Source organism: Nonomuraea typhae, from assembly GCF_009760925.1.
Classification (GTDB): Bacteria; Actinomycetota; Actinomycetes; order Streptosporangiales; family Streptosporangiaceae; genus Nonomuraea; species Nonomuraea typhae.
The window spans coordinates 339,627-355,712 of sequence record NZ_VRLV01000006.1 but is presented as its reverse complement, the minus strand read 5'-3'; the positions used below and the strand labels follow the sequence as shown (position 1 = coordinate 355,712).

Annotated in this window: 14 protein-coding genes; 1 reads left to right on the top strand and 13 read right to left on the bottom strand. The window is 70.3% G+C overall.

The window, feature by feature from the left end; all coding sequences use genetic code 11:
- Positions 1-63: 63 nt before the first annotated feature.
- From FVE25_RS24470 to FVE25_RS24430, 9 genes are all read right to left on the bottom strand, one after another.
- The gene (locus FVE25_RS24470) at positions 64-858 is read right to left on the bottom strand and encodes a uracil-DNA glycosylase (protein WP_157249369.1); all 795 of its coding nucleotides are present in this window, start codon (positions 856-858) and stop codon (positions 64-66) included.
- A gap of 19 nt (positions 859-877) precedes the next feature.
- Positions 878-1,825 (bottom strand): serine/threonine-protein kinase, encoded by a 948-nt coding sequence (locus tag FVE25_RS24465; protein WP_157249368.1) that lies wholly within the window; start codon positions 1,823-1,825, stop codon positions 878-880.
- Positions 1,822-2,151, bottom strand: a complete 330-nt coding sequence (locus tag FVE25_RS24460) for a PadR family transcriptional regulator (RefSeq protein WP_157249367.1) — start codon at positions 2,149-2,151, stop codon at positions 1,822-1,824. Before FVE25_RS24460 ends, FVE25_RS24465 begins: the two co-directional genes overlap by 4 nt.
- A gap of 94 nt (positions 2,152-2,245) precedes the next feature.
- Complete coding sequence (locus tag FVE25_RS24455) at positions 2,246-3,406, bottom strand: hypothetical protein (protein ID WP_157249366.1); 1,161 nt, start codon at positions 3,404-3,406, stop codon at positions 2,246-2,248.
- Positions 3,407-3,578: 172 nt separating this feature from the next.
- Positions 3,579-4,508, bottom strand: coding sequence for a Ppx/GppA phosphatase family protein (locus tag FVE25_RS24450; RefSeq protein ID WP_181019698.1), 930 nt, complete (start codon positions 4,506-4,508; stop codon positions 3,579-3,581).
- Positions 4,505-4,993 carry a DUF501 domain-containing protein gene (locus tag FVE25_RS24445; protein WP_157249364.1) on the bottom strand — a complete coding sequence of 163 codons (489 nt, stop codon included), beginning with the start codon at positions 4,991-4,993 and terminating at the stop codon, positions 4,505-4,507. Before FVE25_RS24445 ends, FVE25_RS24450 begins: the two co-directional genes overlap by 4 nt.
- Positions 4,983-5,399: a septum formation initiator family protein gene (locus FVE25_RS24440; protein WP_157249363.1), complete on the bottom strand. Its 417-nt coding sequence runs from the start codon at positions 5,397-5,399 to the stop codon at positions 4,983-4,985. Before FVE25_RS24440 ends, FVE25_RS24445 begins: the two co-directional genes overlap by 11 nt.
- 89 nt (positions 5,400-5,488) lie before the next feature.
- Complete coding sequence (eno, locus tag FVE25_RS24435; RefSeq protein ID WP_157249362.1) at positions 5,489-6,769, bottom strand: phosphopyruvate hydratase; 1,281 nt, start codon at positions 6,767-6,769, stop codon at positions 5,489-5,491.
- A 69-nt stretch (positions 6,770-6,838) separates the two neighbouring features.
- Complete coding sequence (locus FVE25_RS24430; RefSeq protein ID WP_157249361.1) at positions 6,839-8,710, bottom strand: WD40 repeat domain-containing serine/threonine protein kinase; 1,872 nt, start codon at positions 8,708-8,710, stop codon at positions 6,839-6,841.
- Between the two features lie 80 nt (positions 8,711-8,790).
- On the opposite strand from FVE25_RS24430, the gene FVE25_RS24425 reads away from it, so the two are divergent.
- Positions 8,791-9,450 (top strand): class I SAM-dependent methyltransferase, encoded by a 660-nt coding sequence (locus FVE25_RS24425; RefSeq protein WP_246267361.1) that lies wholly within the window; start codon positions 8,791-8,793, stop codon positions 9,448-9,450.
- A 108-nt stretch (positions 9,451-9,558) separates the two neighbouring features.
- Here the strand turns inward: FVE25_RS24425 and FVE25_RS24420 are convergent, their stop codons facing one another.
- From FVE25_RS24420 to FVE25_RS24405, 4 genes are all read right to left on the bottom strand, one after another.
- Positions 9,559-10,491: a nucleoside triphosphate pyrophosphohydrolase gene (locus tag FVE25_RS24420; protein WP_157249359.1), complete on the bottom strand. Its 933-nt coding sequence runs from the start codon at positions 10,489-10,491 to the stop codon at positions 9,559-9,561.
- A gap of 3 nt (positions 10,492-10,494) precedes the next feature.
- Positions 10,495-11,112 carry a SurA N-terminal domain-containing protein gene (locus FVE25_RS24415; RefSeq protein ID WP_157249358.1) on the bottom strand — a complete coding sequence of 206 codons (618 nt, stop codon included), beginning with the start codon at positions 11,110-11,112 and terminating at the stop codon, positions 10,495-10,497.
- Between the two features lie 27 nt (positions 11,113-11,139).
- Positions 11,140-14,628 (bottom strand): transcription-repair coupling factor, encoded by a 3,489-nt coding sequence (gene mfd / locus FVE25_RS24410; RefSeq protein ID WP_157249357.1) that lies wholly within the window; start codon positions 14,626-14,628, stop codon positions 11,140-11,142.
- 420 nt (positions 14,629-15,048) lie between these two features.
- Complete coding sequence (locus tag FVE25_RS24405; protein WP_157249356.1) at positions 15,049-15,675, bottom strand: GNAT family N-acetyltransferase; 627 nt, start codon at positions 15,673-15,675, stop codon at positions 15,049-15,051.
- Positions 15,676-16,086 lie beyond the last annotated feature (411 nt).

Sequence of the window (16,086 nt, the reverse complement as noted above, 5' to 3'; positions counted from 1 at the left end):
AAAGCATTCACAAGCTTACGCCGGTGCCTCCTGAAAAAGCCAATCCCCTGGCCATGGCACACGTCACACTGACAGTTCGACGGCCCTGGCGAACACGTCGTCCAGCATTTCCGCGGTGACCCGGCCGGTGAAAGTGTTCTGCTGGCTGGGGTGATAAGTGCCGAGCAGGGTCACCGGCGTCTCGCGATATGAGACTTTCACCTCCACGCCATGCCCGAACGCCGGCCTGCGCGACGGCAGCGCGTACCCGGCCGCCTTCAACGCCGGCCACATGGCCTGCCAGGCGAACCCGCCGAGCGCCACCACCACCCGCACGCTCGGCGCGCACATCCCCATCTCCGCGGCCAGCCACGGGAAGCAGGCGTCCCGCTCCTCCGTCGCCGGCTTGTTCTCCGGCGGGGCACAGCGCACCGCCGCCATCATCCGCGCCCCGACGAGCTCCTGGCCGTCGCCCGCGTGCGTGCTGGTCTCCTGTACGGCGAGGCCCACCCGATACAGGGAGGCGAACAGCCAGTCACCGCTGCGGTCCCCGGTGAAGATGCGGCCCGTGCGGTTGCCGCCGTGCGCCGCCGGGGCCAGCCCGACCAGCAGGACGCGCGGCTCGGCCGATCCCCACCCGGCGATCGGCCGTCCCCAGTAGGTCTCGGTCGCGAACGCGCGCCGCCGCACGTCGGCGATCTCTTCTCGCCAGGCCACCAGGCGGGGGCACGCGCGGCAGACCGACTGCCTGGCGGCGAGCTCCGTGAGGGTGCTGCTGGTGGCCGCGAGACGGCGCACGTCCGCGGGATCGTGGGCGACCGGCGTGTCAGGGGCGGCGGGGTCGCCGGGCCAGCCGGTGCCGGGCAGGACGAAGCTCATGACCTCGATGGTGCCCGAGTCAGCGGCTCTTGGTCGGCTTCGGGGTGGGGTCCGCGGGCCTGCTTTCCGAAGGAGCGGACTTGCTTTCCGAAGGCGTGGGCATGGCCGTGACCGGGGACGGGCAGGGGGCCGCGGTCGGCGCCGGGGCGATCGGGTTGCCGTTCTCGTCCGGCCTCCTCCTCGAGTCCGTGTCCACCAGAGGCAGCGGGTATCGGTTGAGCACCGGCTCCCCGCAGCCGCGGTCCACCTCGTAGCCCCACCGCTCCGGCTCGGTGACGATGGGCTTGCCGTCCTGGTCGTAGAGGAGCACGTCGGTCAGCGGGGTGCCGTCCTTGGCGTAGGGCTTGATGTTGTAGACCCTCTCGCCCAGCGAGCCGACGGAGGCCATGGTCACCGGCGCCGGAGCGTAGGCCATGGGCTCGTCGGCATAGCCGCTCCCTCCCGCCGCGCCCGTCATGGCGCTGAGGATGGCCACGACGATCAGGGCGTTGGCCGCGCCGGTCACCCAGCGCAGGGCCTGGCCGGCGGCGCGCCTGCCGTACCAGACCGAGCCCAGGATCGCCCCGATGACCAGCAGGACGTCGACGGGGTTCGCGGGCACCACCCGGCTGTAGCCGAGGAACGAGGACACGAGCATGGCCGCCACGTAGCCGCGCAGCACCCACCACCCGGGCCGCAGCTCCGGCAGGAAGTCGGCCACCGCGCGGTAGGGGGCCTGGGCGCGCAGCCAGGTGAGCGCGACGGCGAGCCGCCGGCGGCGCGGGCGGGAGCTCTGCGGCCGGCCCCCGTAGGCGGCCGCGATCTCCTCGGCGTAGCCGGCGGGCGGCCCCAGCCGCTCCTCCAGCGGCCGGTCCGACTCGGCCGCGATCTCCGCGAGGTGGTCGTCCAGGTCCTCCAGGAGCTCCTCGCGGTCGGGGTGGTCGGCCAGTGCCTCACGTACGGCCTGCGCGTACTGGTCCGGGGTCATCGAGCGGTCCCCTCCTTGATCAGGTTCGCCATCGTGGTGGAGAAGGTGGTCCAGGTTCTGGCCTGCTGGGCGTACATGACGCGGCCGATGTCGTTCAGCCCGTAGTACTTGCGATGCGGGCCCTCGTCCGAGGCCACCACGTAGGAGTTGAGGGCGCCGGCCTTGAACAGGCGGCGCAGCGTGCCGTACACGGAGGCGTCGCCCACGTCGTCGAGCCCGGCCTCGCGCAGCCGGCGCACGACGTCGTAGCCGTACCCGTCGCGCTGGTGGAGGACGGCGAGGACGGCGAGGTCGAGCACGCCCTTGAGGAGCTGGCTACTATCCACGCGAAGCACACTACTGCGCATTGCGTAATAGCGGCAACAAGAAAACCGGGCGGCGCCGGTGAGGGCACCGCCCGGTCTCAGCTACCAGGTCCGGCTAACGCACGATCGGAGTGCTGGGCTCGTCGTCCTTGTCGGGAGCCGGAGCCGGCTTCTCGCAGCCGGCGTACGACCGGGTCAAGGAGTCGCTGTTGTTCGGCCCGGAGACCGACAGCGTCACGTGACCACCCTTGCGGGCCTCGCCCACCAGCGCCTTGCTCGGCATCGAGACGGACTCGGAACCGCCGTGGTAACCGAAGTAGGCGGTGCCGCCGGCCACCGTCGTTCCGTTGAGCTGCCAGGAGTACTCGACCCTGGCACGCCCGGTGGACCTGATGACGCCGCTCGCGCTGACCTCACAGGATGCCTGGTTGGTCACGGGCGGCTCCACGCCGGCGACCGAGACCCTCGAGGAGGGGGCCTCGTCCTTGCACCACACCTTGTAGTAGGCGCGGTTGGAGCTCGTGCTGTCCGGGCCGAGAATCTCGAGCACGGCCGAGCCACGGTGGCTGGAACGCGGCGAGATGCCGTAGTACACCCGGCGGGAGTCCCAGACCTTGACGCTGCCGTAGTCGACGACCTCACCGTTGACGACCCAGCGGTAACGCACCCAGGCCGGGTCGCTGACCTTGATCAGGCCGACGAAGTCGATCTTGTCGCCCGGCGTGCAGGGCCCGACGTAGGAGTCGGGGCTCGCCCAAGCGCGCGCCCAGACCTTCGGGTCCTTGTCGGTGCGGACAGGGCCCTTGTGGCAGTTGACCTCGAAGTAACCCTTGCTCGAGGTCACCTTCCGCGGGCTCAGGACCTGGACACGCTCCCAGCCCTGGACATCCCCGTCGAAGTCAATGGAGGTCTTGACGTTGACGTACTTCGTGCCCTTGCCGACGGTGACGGACTTGATCCCGCTCTTGGAACCGTCGCCGTGCAGCCACCGGTAGGAGACCTTCGTCGCCTTCGGCGAGTTGACCTTGATCCTGGAGGTGACGTCGACCTGGACCGGACACGCCCCGTTGTAGTACCGGGGGTTGGCCTGCGGCGTCGAGACCGACACCTTGGGCTTCTTGGAGAACGTGACCTTGGCGGCGGCCGTCGTGGCCTTACCCGCCGAGGCCGTGGCCGCCGATGCCGGGGTGGCCATGAGACCCGACACCATGGCGGCCAGCACGGCGGTGGAGGCGCCGAACGCCGCCACCCTCCGCGCCAACACAGTTGACTTCATGTGAGAGTGCTCCATTCCGTGAGGAACTAGATGCGCTCGGGAACGGTCGCCACGCCGCCACCATCTGTGCACGACAATATGGCAAAGCCCCCGTAAAGCTTCCTCACTTAAGCACAGAACAGATTGCACTCACAATACGAATCAAGCCCGACACTGTATCGATTCCGGCACCTTATCGGGCCAGCGACCACGCAATTCCGTCGAGGATGTCGCGCTCACTCACGATGACCTGGGAAAAGGCGAAGCGGCGCAGGACACGGTCCAGTATCAGCGCGCCGGCCCCGATGACGTCGGCCCTGCCGGGGTGCATCGAGGGAATCGCAAGACGATCACTGTGCGTCATCGAAAGCAGCTTCCGCGTCACTTCGTGAACGTCAGCGGCGGAAATCCGGGAATGATGAATGATAAGGGAATCATAAAACGGCAGGTCGAGCGCGATGCTCGCGACGGTCGTCACCGAACCGGCCAGCCCGACCAAAGTGTTCGCTTTCTGGACCGGCACGGATTGGGCCACCAGGTCGAGCGCCGCCTCGATATCGGCGACCACGGATTCGACCGCGGCGGCCGGCGGCGGGTCGCCCGCGTGCTTCAGATGCCGCTCGAACAACCGCACCGAGCCGATGTCGACCGAGATCGCCCCCTCGACGTGCTCGTCGCCCACCACGAACTCCGTCGAGCCGCCGCCGGGATCCAGCACCAGATACGGCGCGTCCAGGGAGAGCCGGGCCAGGTCACCGGTCGCGCCGGTGAAGGAGAGCTCGGCCTCCTCCGCGCCGGAGACCACCTCCGGCACCACGCCGAAGATCTCGCGCACCCCGTCGACGAAGTCCTGCCGGTTGGCCGCGTCCCTCGTCGCGCTGGTGGCCACCACGCGGGTCGCGCCGGCTCCGTGCCGCTCGATCAGCTCCTGGTAGCGGCGCATGGCGGCGAACGTCCGCTCCAGCGCCTCGGGCGCCAGCCTGCCCGTCCGGTCGACGTCCTGGCCCAGCCGTACGATCTCCATCAGGCGCTCGACGTCGGTGAGCGTGTCACCGGCGAGGTCGGCGATCAGCAGGCGGACCGAGTTGGTGCCGCAGTCGATCGCGGCCACGCGCGTGCTCATACGCAGGGGCCGTCCTTCCACCACTCGCCCAGCTCGTCGAGCGCCTCGCGCCCGAACGGGTTGCCTCCCGGCACCGCCAGCTCGTGCGCGACCAGCGCGTGCAGGCACTTGACCCGCAACGGCATGCCGCCGGTGCTCTGCATGTCGCGCGGCAGCGGCTCCAGGCCCTGCTCCTCGGCCGCCTTGTCGCGGCGGGCGACGTAGTCGTCGTGGGCGGCCTGGTATCCGGCGGCCAGCTCGGGGTCCTCGGCGAGCCTGGCCTGCATCTCACGCATCAGGCCGGAGCCTTCGAGCGTGCCGATGGCGGAGGTCGCCTTCGGGCAGGTCAGGTAGTACAGCGTGGGGAACGGCGTGCCGTCGGGCAGCCTGGGGGCGGTCTCCACCACGTCGGGATTGCCGCACGGACAGCGGTGCGCCACCGCGCGCAGCCCCCGCGGCGGGCGGCCCAGTTGCCGGGCGATCGCCTCGATGTCGCTATTTTCCACTCTTCTCCCCCGTGGGAGCCTTCTGGCCGGTGCCGTTGTCGGCGGCCTCGATGGTCTCCCACAACTTCTGATACCAGGGTGCCGGATCGGCCTGTTGCTGCGCCGCCACCTTCTGCGTGCTCTGCCCGGGCGGCCTGGCGATCACGTAGCACTTCTCGCCCTGGCCGCAGTAGTGCAGGCGCTCCTTGACCGTGCGCTTGGTCCAGTTGGGGTCGCTGATGCGCCTGGCCTCCTCGGCCAGCGCCTGCCGCTCGGCCTCGACCCTGGACTTCTGCGCCTCCAGCTCGGCGATGTGCCGCCGGTTGGAGATGTACTCGCGCACCGGGTAGGCCAGGCTCATCGCGATCGCGCACACCACCACCGCGAGGATGGCGGCCCGTCCGGTCAACTGCGGTCTCTTGGCCAAAGCTTCCCCTTCCGTGCTGGTTCTCGCCTGCGCTCGGGGGTCAGGCGTTCGTACGGCCGGCGCCCGCGTGGACGCCGGCCGTACCGAAACTAGCGCCGGAAGCGCGGGAATGCCGCGCGACCCGCGTAGCGGGCGGCGTCGTCGAGGATCTCCTCGATGCGCAGCAGCTGGTTGTACTTGGCCACGCGGTCGGAGCGGGCCGGGGCGCCGGTCTTGATCTGGCCGCAGTTGGCCGCCACCGCCAGGTCGGCGATGGTGGTGTCCTCGGTCTCGCCGGAGCGGTGGCTCATCATGCACTTGTAGCCGTTGCGGTGGGCCAGGTCGACGGCGTCGAGGGTCTCCGACAGGGTGCCGATCTGGTTGACCTTGACCAGCAGCGCGTTGGCGGCGCCGTCGGCGATGCCGCGCTCCAGGCGCTCGGGGTTGGTCACGAACAGGTCGTCGCCGACGAGCTGCACCTTGTCGCCGAGGGCGGCGGTGATGGCCTTCCAGCCCGCCCAGTCCTCTTCGTCCAGCGGGTCCTCGATGGAGACCAGCGGGTAGTTGGCGACCAGGTCCTCGTAGAAGGCGATCAGCTCGGCGGCCGACAGGCCCTTGCCGTCGATGGTGTAGACGCCGTCCTTGTGGAATTCGGAGGCGGCCACGTCGAGGGCGAGCGCGATGTCCTGGCCGGGGATGTAGCCGGCCTTCTCGATGGCGACGAGGATCAGGTCGAGCGCGTCGCGGTTGGAGGGCAGGTTGGGGGCGAAACCGCCCTCGTCGCCGAGGCCGGTGGCGTAGCCCTTCTCCTTCAGCACGCTCTTGAGCGCGTGGTAGACCTCGGTGCCCATGCGGACGGCTTCCTTGAAGCTCTCGGCGCCGATCGGCGCGATCATGAACTCCTGGATGTCCACGTTGGTGTCGGCGTGGGCGCCGCCGTTGAGGATGTTCATCATCGGCACCGGCAGCACGTGCGCGTTGGGGCCGCCCACGTAGCGGAACAGCGGCAGGTCGGCGCTGTCTGCGGCGGCCTTGGCCACGGCCAGCGAGACGCCCAGGATGGCGTTGGCGCCGAGCTTGGCCTTGTTGGGGGTGCCGTCCAGGTCGATCATGATCTGGTCGATGATGCGCTGGTCCTCGGCCTCGACCCCGTGAAGCTCGTCGAAGATCTCGTCGGTGACCGCGAGCACCGCCTTCTCGACACCCTTGCCGAGGTAGCGCCGCTTGTCGCCGTCACGCAGCTCGACGGCCTCGAACTGGCCGGTGGAGGCGCCGCTGGGCACGGCCGCGCGACCGGTGCTGCCGTCGTCGAGCACCACCTCGACCTCAACGGTCGGGTTACCACGAGAGTCGAGGATCTCGCGGGCGTAGACGACCTCGATGGTAGCCACGTCAAAGCTCCTTGAGTGTCGAAGGGCAGTTTGCTCCCCGAGCCTATCGAGGTCTACCAGTCAGTACGGCTACGGCCCCCGCAGCTCCCAGACCGCGAGTTCTTCCTTTGGTTTGGCGACCACGAGCGATCGCACGCCGTTCATCTGCCCGACGGCCAGCGCCGTGACCGGCCCGTCGGTGATGTCTTCCATGGCGTAGAGGCGCTTGCAGGTGCGGGGGTTCCACACCGTCACCCCGTTCATGCCGGTGACCAGGGCGTTCTTGGTCAGGGCGAAGTCGTCGGCGAGGGCGGACTTGGAAGGGACCTTCACGGTGCAGCGCAGGCGGTTCGTCTTCTGTTCGTACATCCGCACGCCGACTCCGTTGACGCGCACGGCGACCAGCCCGTCCGCCGCCTCGACGCCGGAAGCCTGGGTGGCCGGCACCGTCGTCGCCGGCTTCGCGCCGCCGTCCCAGGGGTCGATCTGCTGCACGACGCCCTTGCTCAGGACCGCGAACACGTCCGTGCCGGCGCCCGCCCACGTCACGTCCGTGACCTCGGGCATGCGGCGCACGCCGCCGTAGTTCTCCTTGGTGGCCAGGTCCCAGACCCGCATGGATCCTTCCGCGCACATGACGTAGGCGGCGGGCCGCTGCTTGACCGGCACCACGGACACCGTGGCGTGTCCCTTGCAGCCCGTGGTGGCCACCACCTGCTTGCCTTTGGCCGGCATCCACGTGCGCACCACGCCGTCGGCCCCGGCCCACACGATCACCGCCTGGTTGCCGACCTTGGTGAACGCCAGCGACGTGACCTTCTTGGTGCCGATGGGCACCTGGTCCAGGAGATCCGCCATGTCCGGGAGCCAGAGCTGGATGCGGCCCTTGGTCTCGTTGGCCACGGCGACGACGCCGCCCACCTCGCCGGTGGAGCCGATCGCGAGCTTGGAGATCGTGTCGCTGTCGTTGCCGAAGGTCACCGGGCCGTTGCCGGCGTTCATCTCGGCGGGCCCGGCCATGTTCCCGCCCTGGCCGGCGTTCCCGCGCGTGAGCAGCCCGATCGCGCCGCCGCCGAGGATGAGTACGGCCACGCCCGCGACGGCCAGCCGCCGCCTGCGCCGCTTGACCCGGCGCGCCGCGGGCCTGGTCTCCTGGGTCCGCTTGGCCAGCGACTTGAGCACCTCGGCCGCGCCCGGCCGGTGGGCGGGGACCTTGGCCAGGCAGGCGGTCAGCACCGAGCGCAGCGGCTCCTCGACGCCGGTCAGGTCCGGGTTGGCGTTGAGGATGCGGTGCATGACGGCCGGGATGGAGTCGCCGCCGAACAACGAGACGCCCGTGGCCGCGTAGGCCATGGTCGAGGCCCAGGCGAACATGTCCGAGGCCGGGGTGACGCTCTCGCCGGAGATCTGCTCAGGGGCCATATAGCCGGGCGTGCCCACGACCGAACTGGTGGCGGTCGTGGCGGAATCGGGGGTGCGCGCCACGCCGAAGTCGATGACCCGCGGGCCGTCGGGGCCCATGAGCACGTTGTTCGGCTTGAAGTCGCGGTGCACGATCTCGGCCTCGTGGATGGCGGCCAGCGACGTGGCGGTGGCCACGGCCAGGGCGAGCAGGTCCCCGCCGCGCAACGGGCCGTTGTCGGCCACGTACTGCTGCAGCGAGGGACCGTCCACGAACTCGCTGACCAGGTAGGGCCGGTCGTCCAGCACCCCGGCTTCCATGACGCGGGCCGTACCGTGTCCCGCGACCTTCTCGGCGGTCTGCGCCTCGGCCAGGAACCTGCGTACGGCGCGGCGGTCGGTGACCAGGCGGGCGTGCAGCACCTTGACCGCGACCTGGCCCCCGTCGGCGTCCTCCCCCAGGTACACCGAGCCCTGGCCACCGTCGCCGAGGACCCCGAGCAGCCGGTATCCGGCGACCTCGCGAGGTTCCCCCGATCTCAGACGGCGCACCTCTACCATGCGCAACTCCCCCCGTATAACCCGAACGATACTTACATCTCCCGATATATCCCGCCACTCGAGTTGCTCTAATGGGTCCCATGGACCGCACTCTCGCCCAGCGCCTGATGCACTCCGCCGCGCTGCCCGCGATCTACGAACGCCTCTGGCGGCCCGCGCTCCTCGGCCTGGCCAAAGGGCCGCTCGGCCCCACCATGGCGCAGGAGATGACGCTCCTGCGCGGCATGCTGGCCCTCGCCCCCGGCGCCCGGGTGCTCGACGTCGCCTGCGGCCCCGGCAACGTGGCCAGGGCGCTGGCCGCCCACGTCGGCGACACCGGCCGGGTCGTCGGCCTGGACGCCTCGCCCACGATGCTGGCCAAGGCGTCGAGCGAGTCCGCCCGGTACGTCTACCGCGACCGGCTGCGGTTCGTCCGGGCCGACGCGGTCGAGCTGCCCTTCCGCCCCGCATCCTTCGACGCCGTGTCCTGCTTCGCCGCCCTCTACCTGTTCGACCGGCCCTTCGACGCGCTCGCCGCCATGGCGGGAACGCTGCGGCCCGGCGGCCGCCTGGCCATCATGACCACCCGCCGCGCGCCGCTGCTCGGGCCGCTGAACGAGGTGTTCGGGCAGGTCAGCGGGGTGCGGATGTTCGGTGACGCCGAGGTGGAGTCGGCGTTCGGCCGGCTCGGGCTGACCGGCGTGACCCGCAGGACCACCGGGCTCATCCAGTTCGTATCCGGACAGCGCCCCGTCAGCTAGGCGCCGCGCGTCTCCCAAGCGTGCTTAAGCACAGTCCGTCTCTCAAGCGTGCTTAAGCGCCGTCCGTCTCTCAAGCGTGCTTAAGCGCCGTCCGTCTCTCAAGCGTGCTTAAGCGCCGCGCGTCTCCCAGGCGTGCACGCGGTCGCGGTAGTCGCGGGCCGCGGCGCGCAGCTCGGCCTCCGGGTCCAGGCCCGCCTCCTGCGCCCTCTTGACCAGGTCGAACAGCTCACGTGCCACCCCCTGGCCCACGGCGTACGACAGAGCCTCCGGCGCCCCCGACCGCTCCGCCCGGCGCACCAGCTGCGCCGCCAGCGACAACGACGGCTGGCCCATCGGCACGCCGTCCAGGACCGACCCGGTGCCCTTCTCGGCCCGCTCGGCGGCCTTGATGGCCTCCCAGTTGTCGTTCACCTCGTCGGCCGTCTCGGCGCGCACGCTGCCGAACACGTGCGGATGGCGCCTGACCAGCTTCTCGACGATGCCCTCCGCCACGTCGTCGATGTCGAACGACTCGGCCACCTTCGCGTGGAAGACCACCTGCAGCAGCAGGTCCCCGAGTTCCTCGCGCAGCGCCGGATAGTCGCCGTCCTCGATCGTCTCCAGGACTTCGTACGCCTCTTCGAGCAGATACGGCACCAGCGTCTCGTGGGTCTGCTTGCGATCCCACGGGCACTCGGCGCGCAGCCGCTCCATCACGCCGACCAGGTCGAGCATCCGGGCGCCCGGCAGGTCGTAGGAGCCGGGCACCACCTCGATCACCGGCGGCTCCTCCAGCGCCAGCGCCGCGTGCCCGGCCGCGCGCAGGAAGTTCTCGTCGTCACCGGCCAGCCAGACGAGCGTGCCCTCGACCGCCCGCCGTACCAGGACAGCGGGGTCCTGCGGGCCGACGGTCACCACGACGCCCGCCTCCGTCAGGTAGGGCAGTTGCGGGTGATCGGCCGCGGCGGTCAGCACCTCGCCCGCGCGCAGCGCCTGCCACGCCTGGTGGCTGAGCAGGCCCGGCGCGACCCTGGGCGAGGTGGTGACGACGATGAGCGGCATCGCTCAGCCCTGCGGCTGCTGCGCTTGCGGCTGCTGGGTCGGGGTGAGCTTGCCGAAGCGGCCCGTGTCGAGGAACATCGACGGGTTCTCCTGCGTCGGCTGGGTGTTGACCTTGCCGTAGCGGGGGCTGTAGGTGACCTTGACGGCCTCGAAGTCCTTGCGGAGCGCGTCCAGGGCCTGCTGGTTCTGCGGGCCGCCGAGCTTGTCGACGATCTTCCTGACGGACAGCTCGCCCCGCAGGTAGTCACGGGCGTCGCCGGGCGGCACGCCCTTGGCCAGCAGGTTGATCTCGGGCGACTGCTGCTGGCCCGGGTCCTTCAGCGCGGCGTCGATCTCCGACTCGTTCACCTGCACGCCGTGCTTGGCCGCGAGCTGCCGGTAGACGGACTCGTTCGTCATGCGATACAGGACGAACTGGCTGAGCGGCACCCGAAGCGCACTGGCGTCGAGACGCGCCGCGGTCAGCGCCTGCTCATACTGCTTGACCTCGGCGTTGAGGTCCTTCGCGGCAATGCGCTCATTCCCCACGATCGCGGCGGCGCCCGCCTCGATCGGGTTGGCGCAGGCGGTCAGCGCGACGCCTGCCGCGGCGGCGGCCAAGGCCACTCGAATCGACTTCACGTGCATCCCTTCCGACAAAAACCGCGGCTAGCTTACCCGTGCGGGCTCGAGGAACATCGCCTCGACCAGGTCCTCGCACCATTTGAGCAGGTTGAGGTCGCGAAGCGGCTGCCCGCCGACCGGCTTGGTCTTGGGCATCGGCACCAGCAACGTCTCCGCCGCCTGCTTGTAGATCGCGCTCTTGTACAGCCGATCGAGCCGGACCTGCTGCGACTCCTTCAGCACGACCGGGCCGAACTTGATGTTCTGCCCCTGCAGGGTGACGTCGGTCAGCCCCGCCTGCCGCGCCCTGAGCCGGAACCTGGCCACCTCCAGCAGGTTCTCCACCTCCATGGGCGGCTTGCCGTACCGGTCGGTCAGCTCGTCGCGCACCTCGTCGATGGTGACGTCGGCGGCGATAGCCGCGATCCGCTTGTACGCCTCCAGGCGCAGCCGCTCGGAGGTGACGTAGTCGTGCGGGATGTGCGCGTTGATCGGCAGCTCGACCTTGACGTCCTGCTGCTCGGGCACGGCCTCCTGCCCCGACAGCTTCGCCTTCTGCTCTTGTACGGCTTCCGCCATCAGCCGGACATACAGATCGAAGCCCACGCCGGCGATGAACCCGGACTGCTCGGCGCCCAGCACGTTGCCGGCGCCGCGGATCTCCAGGTCCTTCATCGCCACATACATGCCCGCGCCCATCTCGGTGTGCTGGGCGATCGTGGCCAGGCGCTCGTGCGCGGTCTCGGTGAGCGGCTTCTCCGGCGGGTAGAGGAAGTAGGCGTACCCGCGCTCGCGCCCCCGGCCGACCCGCCCGCGCAACTGGTGGAGCTGGGACAGGCCGTAGTTGTCCGCCCGGTCGACGATCAGCGTGTTGGCGTTGGGCACGTCCAGGCCGGACTCGACGATGGTCGTGGAGACCAGCACGTCGTACTCGCGCTCCCAGAATCCCACCATGATCTTCTCGAGCTGGTGCTCGTTCATCTGGCCGTGGGCCACCGCGACGCGCGCCTCCGGCACCAGCTCCTTCAGCCGGGCGGCGACCCGGTTGATCGAGGCCACCCGGTTGTGCACGAAGAAGATCTGGCCGTCGCGCATGAGCTCGCGGCGGACGGCGGCGGCGATCTGCTTCTCGTCGTAGGGGCCGACGAAGGTGAGGATCGGGTGCCGCTCCTCCGGAGGCGTGAGGATCGTGGACATCTCGCGGATGCCGGTGAGTCCCATCTCCAGCGTGCGCGGGATCGGCGTGGCCGACATCGCCAGCACGTCCACCTGCGTGCGCAGGTGCTTCATGGCCTCCTTGTGCTCGACGCCGAAGCGCTGCTCCTCGTCGATGATGATCAGGCCGAGGTCCTTGAAGCGCACCTCCGGGCTGAGCAGGCGATGGGTGCCGATGACCAGGTCCACCGCGCCCGAACGCAGCCCCTCCAGCGTGCCCTTGACCTCGCCGTCGCTCTGGAAGCGGGAGACCGGCTTCAGGGTGACGGGGAAGCTGGAGAAGCGCTCGGTGAACGTGGACATGTGCTGCTGCACCAGCAACGTCGTCGGCACCAGCACCGCGACCTGCTTGCCGTCCTGCACCGCCTTGAACGCCGCCCGCACCGCGATCTCGGTCTTGCCGTAGCCGACGTCGCCGCAGATGAGACGGTCCATGGGCACGCCGCGCTCCATGTCCCGCTTGACCTCGTCGATCGCCTCGAGCTGGTCGCCGGTCTCGGCATAGGGGAAGGCGTCCTCCATCTCCCGCTGCCACGGCGAGTCGGCCGCGAAGGCATACCCCGGGCTGGCCATCCGCGCGCTGTAGAGGCGGATCAGCTCTCCGGCGATCTCCTTGACCGCCTTCTTCGCCTTCGACTTGGCCTTGGCCCAGTCGGCGCCGCCCATCCGGTTGAGCGTGGGCGCCTCGCCGCCGACGTAGCGGGTGACCTCGTCGAGCTGGTCGGTGGGCACGTAGAGGCGATCGCCCTTGGCGTACTCGATGACCAGGTACTCGCGGGTGGCGCCCTGGACGGTGCGCTGCACCATCTCGATGTAGCGGCCGACGCCGTGCTGCTCGTGGACGACGTGGTCGCCGACCTTGAGCTGGAGCGGGTCGACCATGTTGCGCCTTCTGCTGGGCAGGCGGCGCATGTCCTTGGTGGACGCCTTCTGGCCGACCAGGTCGAGGTGGGTCAGCACGGCCAGGTTGCCGGTGATGAACCCGTGCTCGATCAGCCCGGTGGTGACGTGGACGACCTTGGGCTCCGGCGCCTTGTCCAGGAATTTCTGCAGACGGGCGGGAACGTCCACGCCCTTGAGCAGCTCCACCATGCGCTCGGCCGAGCCCATGCCCTCGCTGAGCAGCACCACGGCCTTCTCCTCGGCCAGCCACCCCTTGATGTCGGCCAGCGCCCGCGCCGTGTCGCCCCGGTACGCCTCGGAGTCCTGCGCGTCCAGCTCCACCCCCGAGCCGAACGGCGCCAGCGTCCACCACGGCTGCCCCAGGGCGTCGGCGTGCTCCCGCACCTCCTCCAGCGTGCGGAAGGCCGCCGCCCCCAGATCGATCGGCGCCTCGCCGCCGGCCGCCGCGTTGATCCAGGACGCCTCCAGGAACTCCTGCGACGTGCGCACCAGCTCCTCGGCCCGCCCCCGGATCCGCTCCGGATCACACACGAACACCGCCGACCCCTTCGGCAGGTGATCGACCAGCAGATCCATCTCCCCGGCCAGCACCGGCGCGAACGCCTCCATGCCCTCGACCGGCGAGCCCTCGGCAAGCTGATCGAGCACCTCGGCCAGCGAAGGATGCTCCTCGGCCAGCGCCCTGGCCCGCTCCCGCACCTCCGGCGTCAGCAGCAGCTCACGGCACGGCGGCGCGAACAACCCGTCCTCGGCCGCCTCCAGGGACCGCTGGTCGGCCACCTTGAACCAGCGGATCTCCTCGACCGTGTCACCCCAGAACTCCAGCCGCAGCGGATGCTCCTCGGTCGGCGGAAACACGTCCAGCAGCCCGCCCCTGACCGCGACCTCGCCACGCCGCTCCACCATGTCCACCCGGTGGTAGCCGTTGGTGACCAGCCGCTCCACCACCTCGTCCAGGTCGGCGTCGTCACCCGCCCGCAGCCGGATCGGCTCCAGATCCCCCAGCCCCTGCACGACGGGCTGCAACAACGCCCGCACCGGCGCCACGATCACACTCAACGGCCCCGCCGCCTGGTCACCCTCGACCGGGTGCGCCAGCCGCCGCAACACCGCCAGCCGCTGGCCCACCGTGTCGCTGCGCGGAGACAGCCGCTCGTGCGGCAGCGTCTCCCAGGCGGGGAACACCGCCACCGTGCTCGGCTCGATGAGGCTGGTCAGCGCCGAGGCCAGATCCTCGGCCTCCCGCCCGGTGGCGGTGACGGCCAGCACCGTACGCCGTTCGTGCCCGGCCAGCGCGGCCACGCCGAACGGCCGCATGGCCGCGGGCGCGACCAGCGCGACATCCCCGCCCTCCTCGAGAGCGGCGGTCAACTTGGGATCGGCGGCAACAAGGTCAAGCAGTCCGGAAAGACTCATCCACAGCCCCACGCAAATGATCGCCCCCGACCAACCGCCAAGGGCAACACGACTACCCCCGGCCTCATGTCGGTCGCGGGGGTCCTCCCCCAGCCTACTGGCTCCTCCGCGCGGGGCTGGGGGGAGCTGATTCTTTACGGCGGAGCCGACCAGACACCACCCGCCGACGTGCGCGAGCGCCGATCGTGGGGATCGCTTCTCACGTCGGACACACGCACCCCCGCAACGGCGCCCGTTTCCGGCCTGGGTGGTTGAGAGGCCGGTCGGCCGGAGGGTGGCCGTGGGGCCGGTCGCCCGGAGGGTGGCCGTGGGGCCGGTCGCCCGGAGGGTGGCCGTGGGGCCGGTCGCCCGGAGGGTGGCCAGGAGGCAAGTCAGCCCAAGGGCGGGCCGAGGGTTGGTTAGCCGGAGGTGGCTGCGAGGTTAGTCGGCTGGGGGCAGGAGGGCTTCCGCGCCCACCGTGGCGAAGCCGGCGGCGGTGAAGGCGCGGACGCTGGCCGCGTTGGCCGGGGCGATCTGAGCCCAGAGGGGTTCGGGGGCCAGGTGCCGGGCGGCTCGGGCGAGGATCCGGCCCAGGCCGCGGCCCCGGTGTTCGGGGGCCACCTCCACCGCCACCTCCCAGCGCCCGGCCAAGCCCCGGCCCAGCACGAGCAGTCCGCCCTCGCATCCCCAGGCGCGCACGTCGTCCCTGTGCCGGTGGGCCCGCGCGACTCTCGGGTGGGCGCGCCTGGTGACCTCGGTCAGCGGCACGTCCGGCTCGCCCGGCAGCGGGTGGGCGAGGAAGAGGACGTCGACGTTGTCCACGCGGCGGCCGGTCTTGCGCTCCAGGGCGCGCAGGAAAGGCGGGTTCAGCGGGGCGGACAGGTCGCCTTCTGACAGGCGGGCACGCAACCACACCGGGTGCAGATCGGCGAAGACGACGGCGTGGGCGGTGAAGCCGAGGACGCCGAGGTCCCGGGAGGAGGGTTGCGGGAAGAGGTCCACGGAACCGTCCGGGGCAGGCAGGTTTCCCGCCGCCACACCGTCAAGCAGGTCCTTCAGCGTCTCCACTCCGACATTTCACCAGAATTCTCCCTTGCTCCCCGGTTACGACTCGGTCCCGATTCCTCCCGCTGGTTTGACTTGACCACCCAGGCACGCGGCCACGGAAAGGACGTGACCAGCCCAGGCTGGGGCAGGACAAGCCCGAGCCGGGAGGACGACAATCCACCGGCCGCGTGACCATCCATGCGAGAGACCTGCCCACCTGGCGGGGTTTAACCACCCAGGCCGGAAACGGGCGCCGTTGCGGGGGTGCGTGTGTCCGACGTGAGAAGCGATCCCCACGATCGGCGCCCGCGCACGTGGGCGGGTGGTGCCTGCTTGGCTTCGCCGTAAAAGATCTTCCTTGCCGCAGAGACCGCGCCCGCAAGCAGAACGCAGGGACACCCACAGCGCGCGGAGAGGGCGCTTGAGAGATGT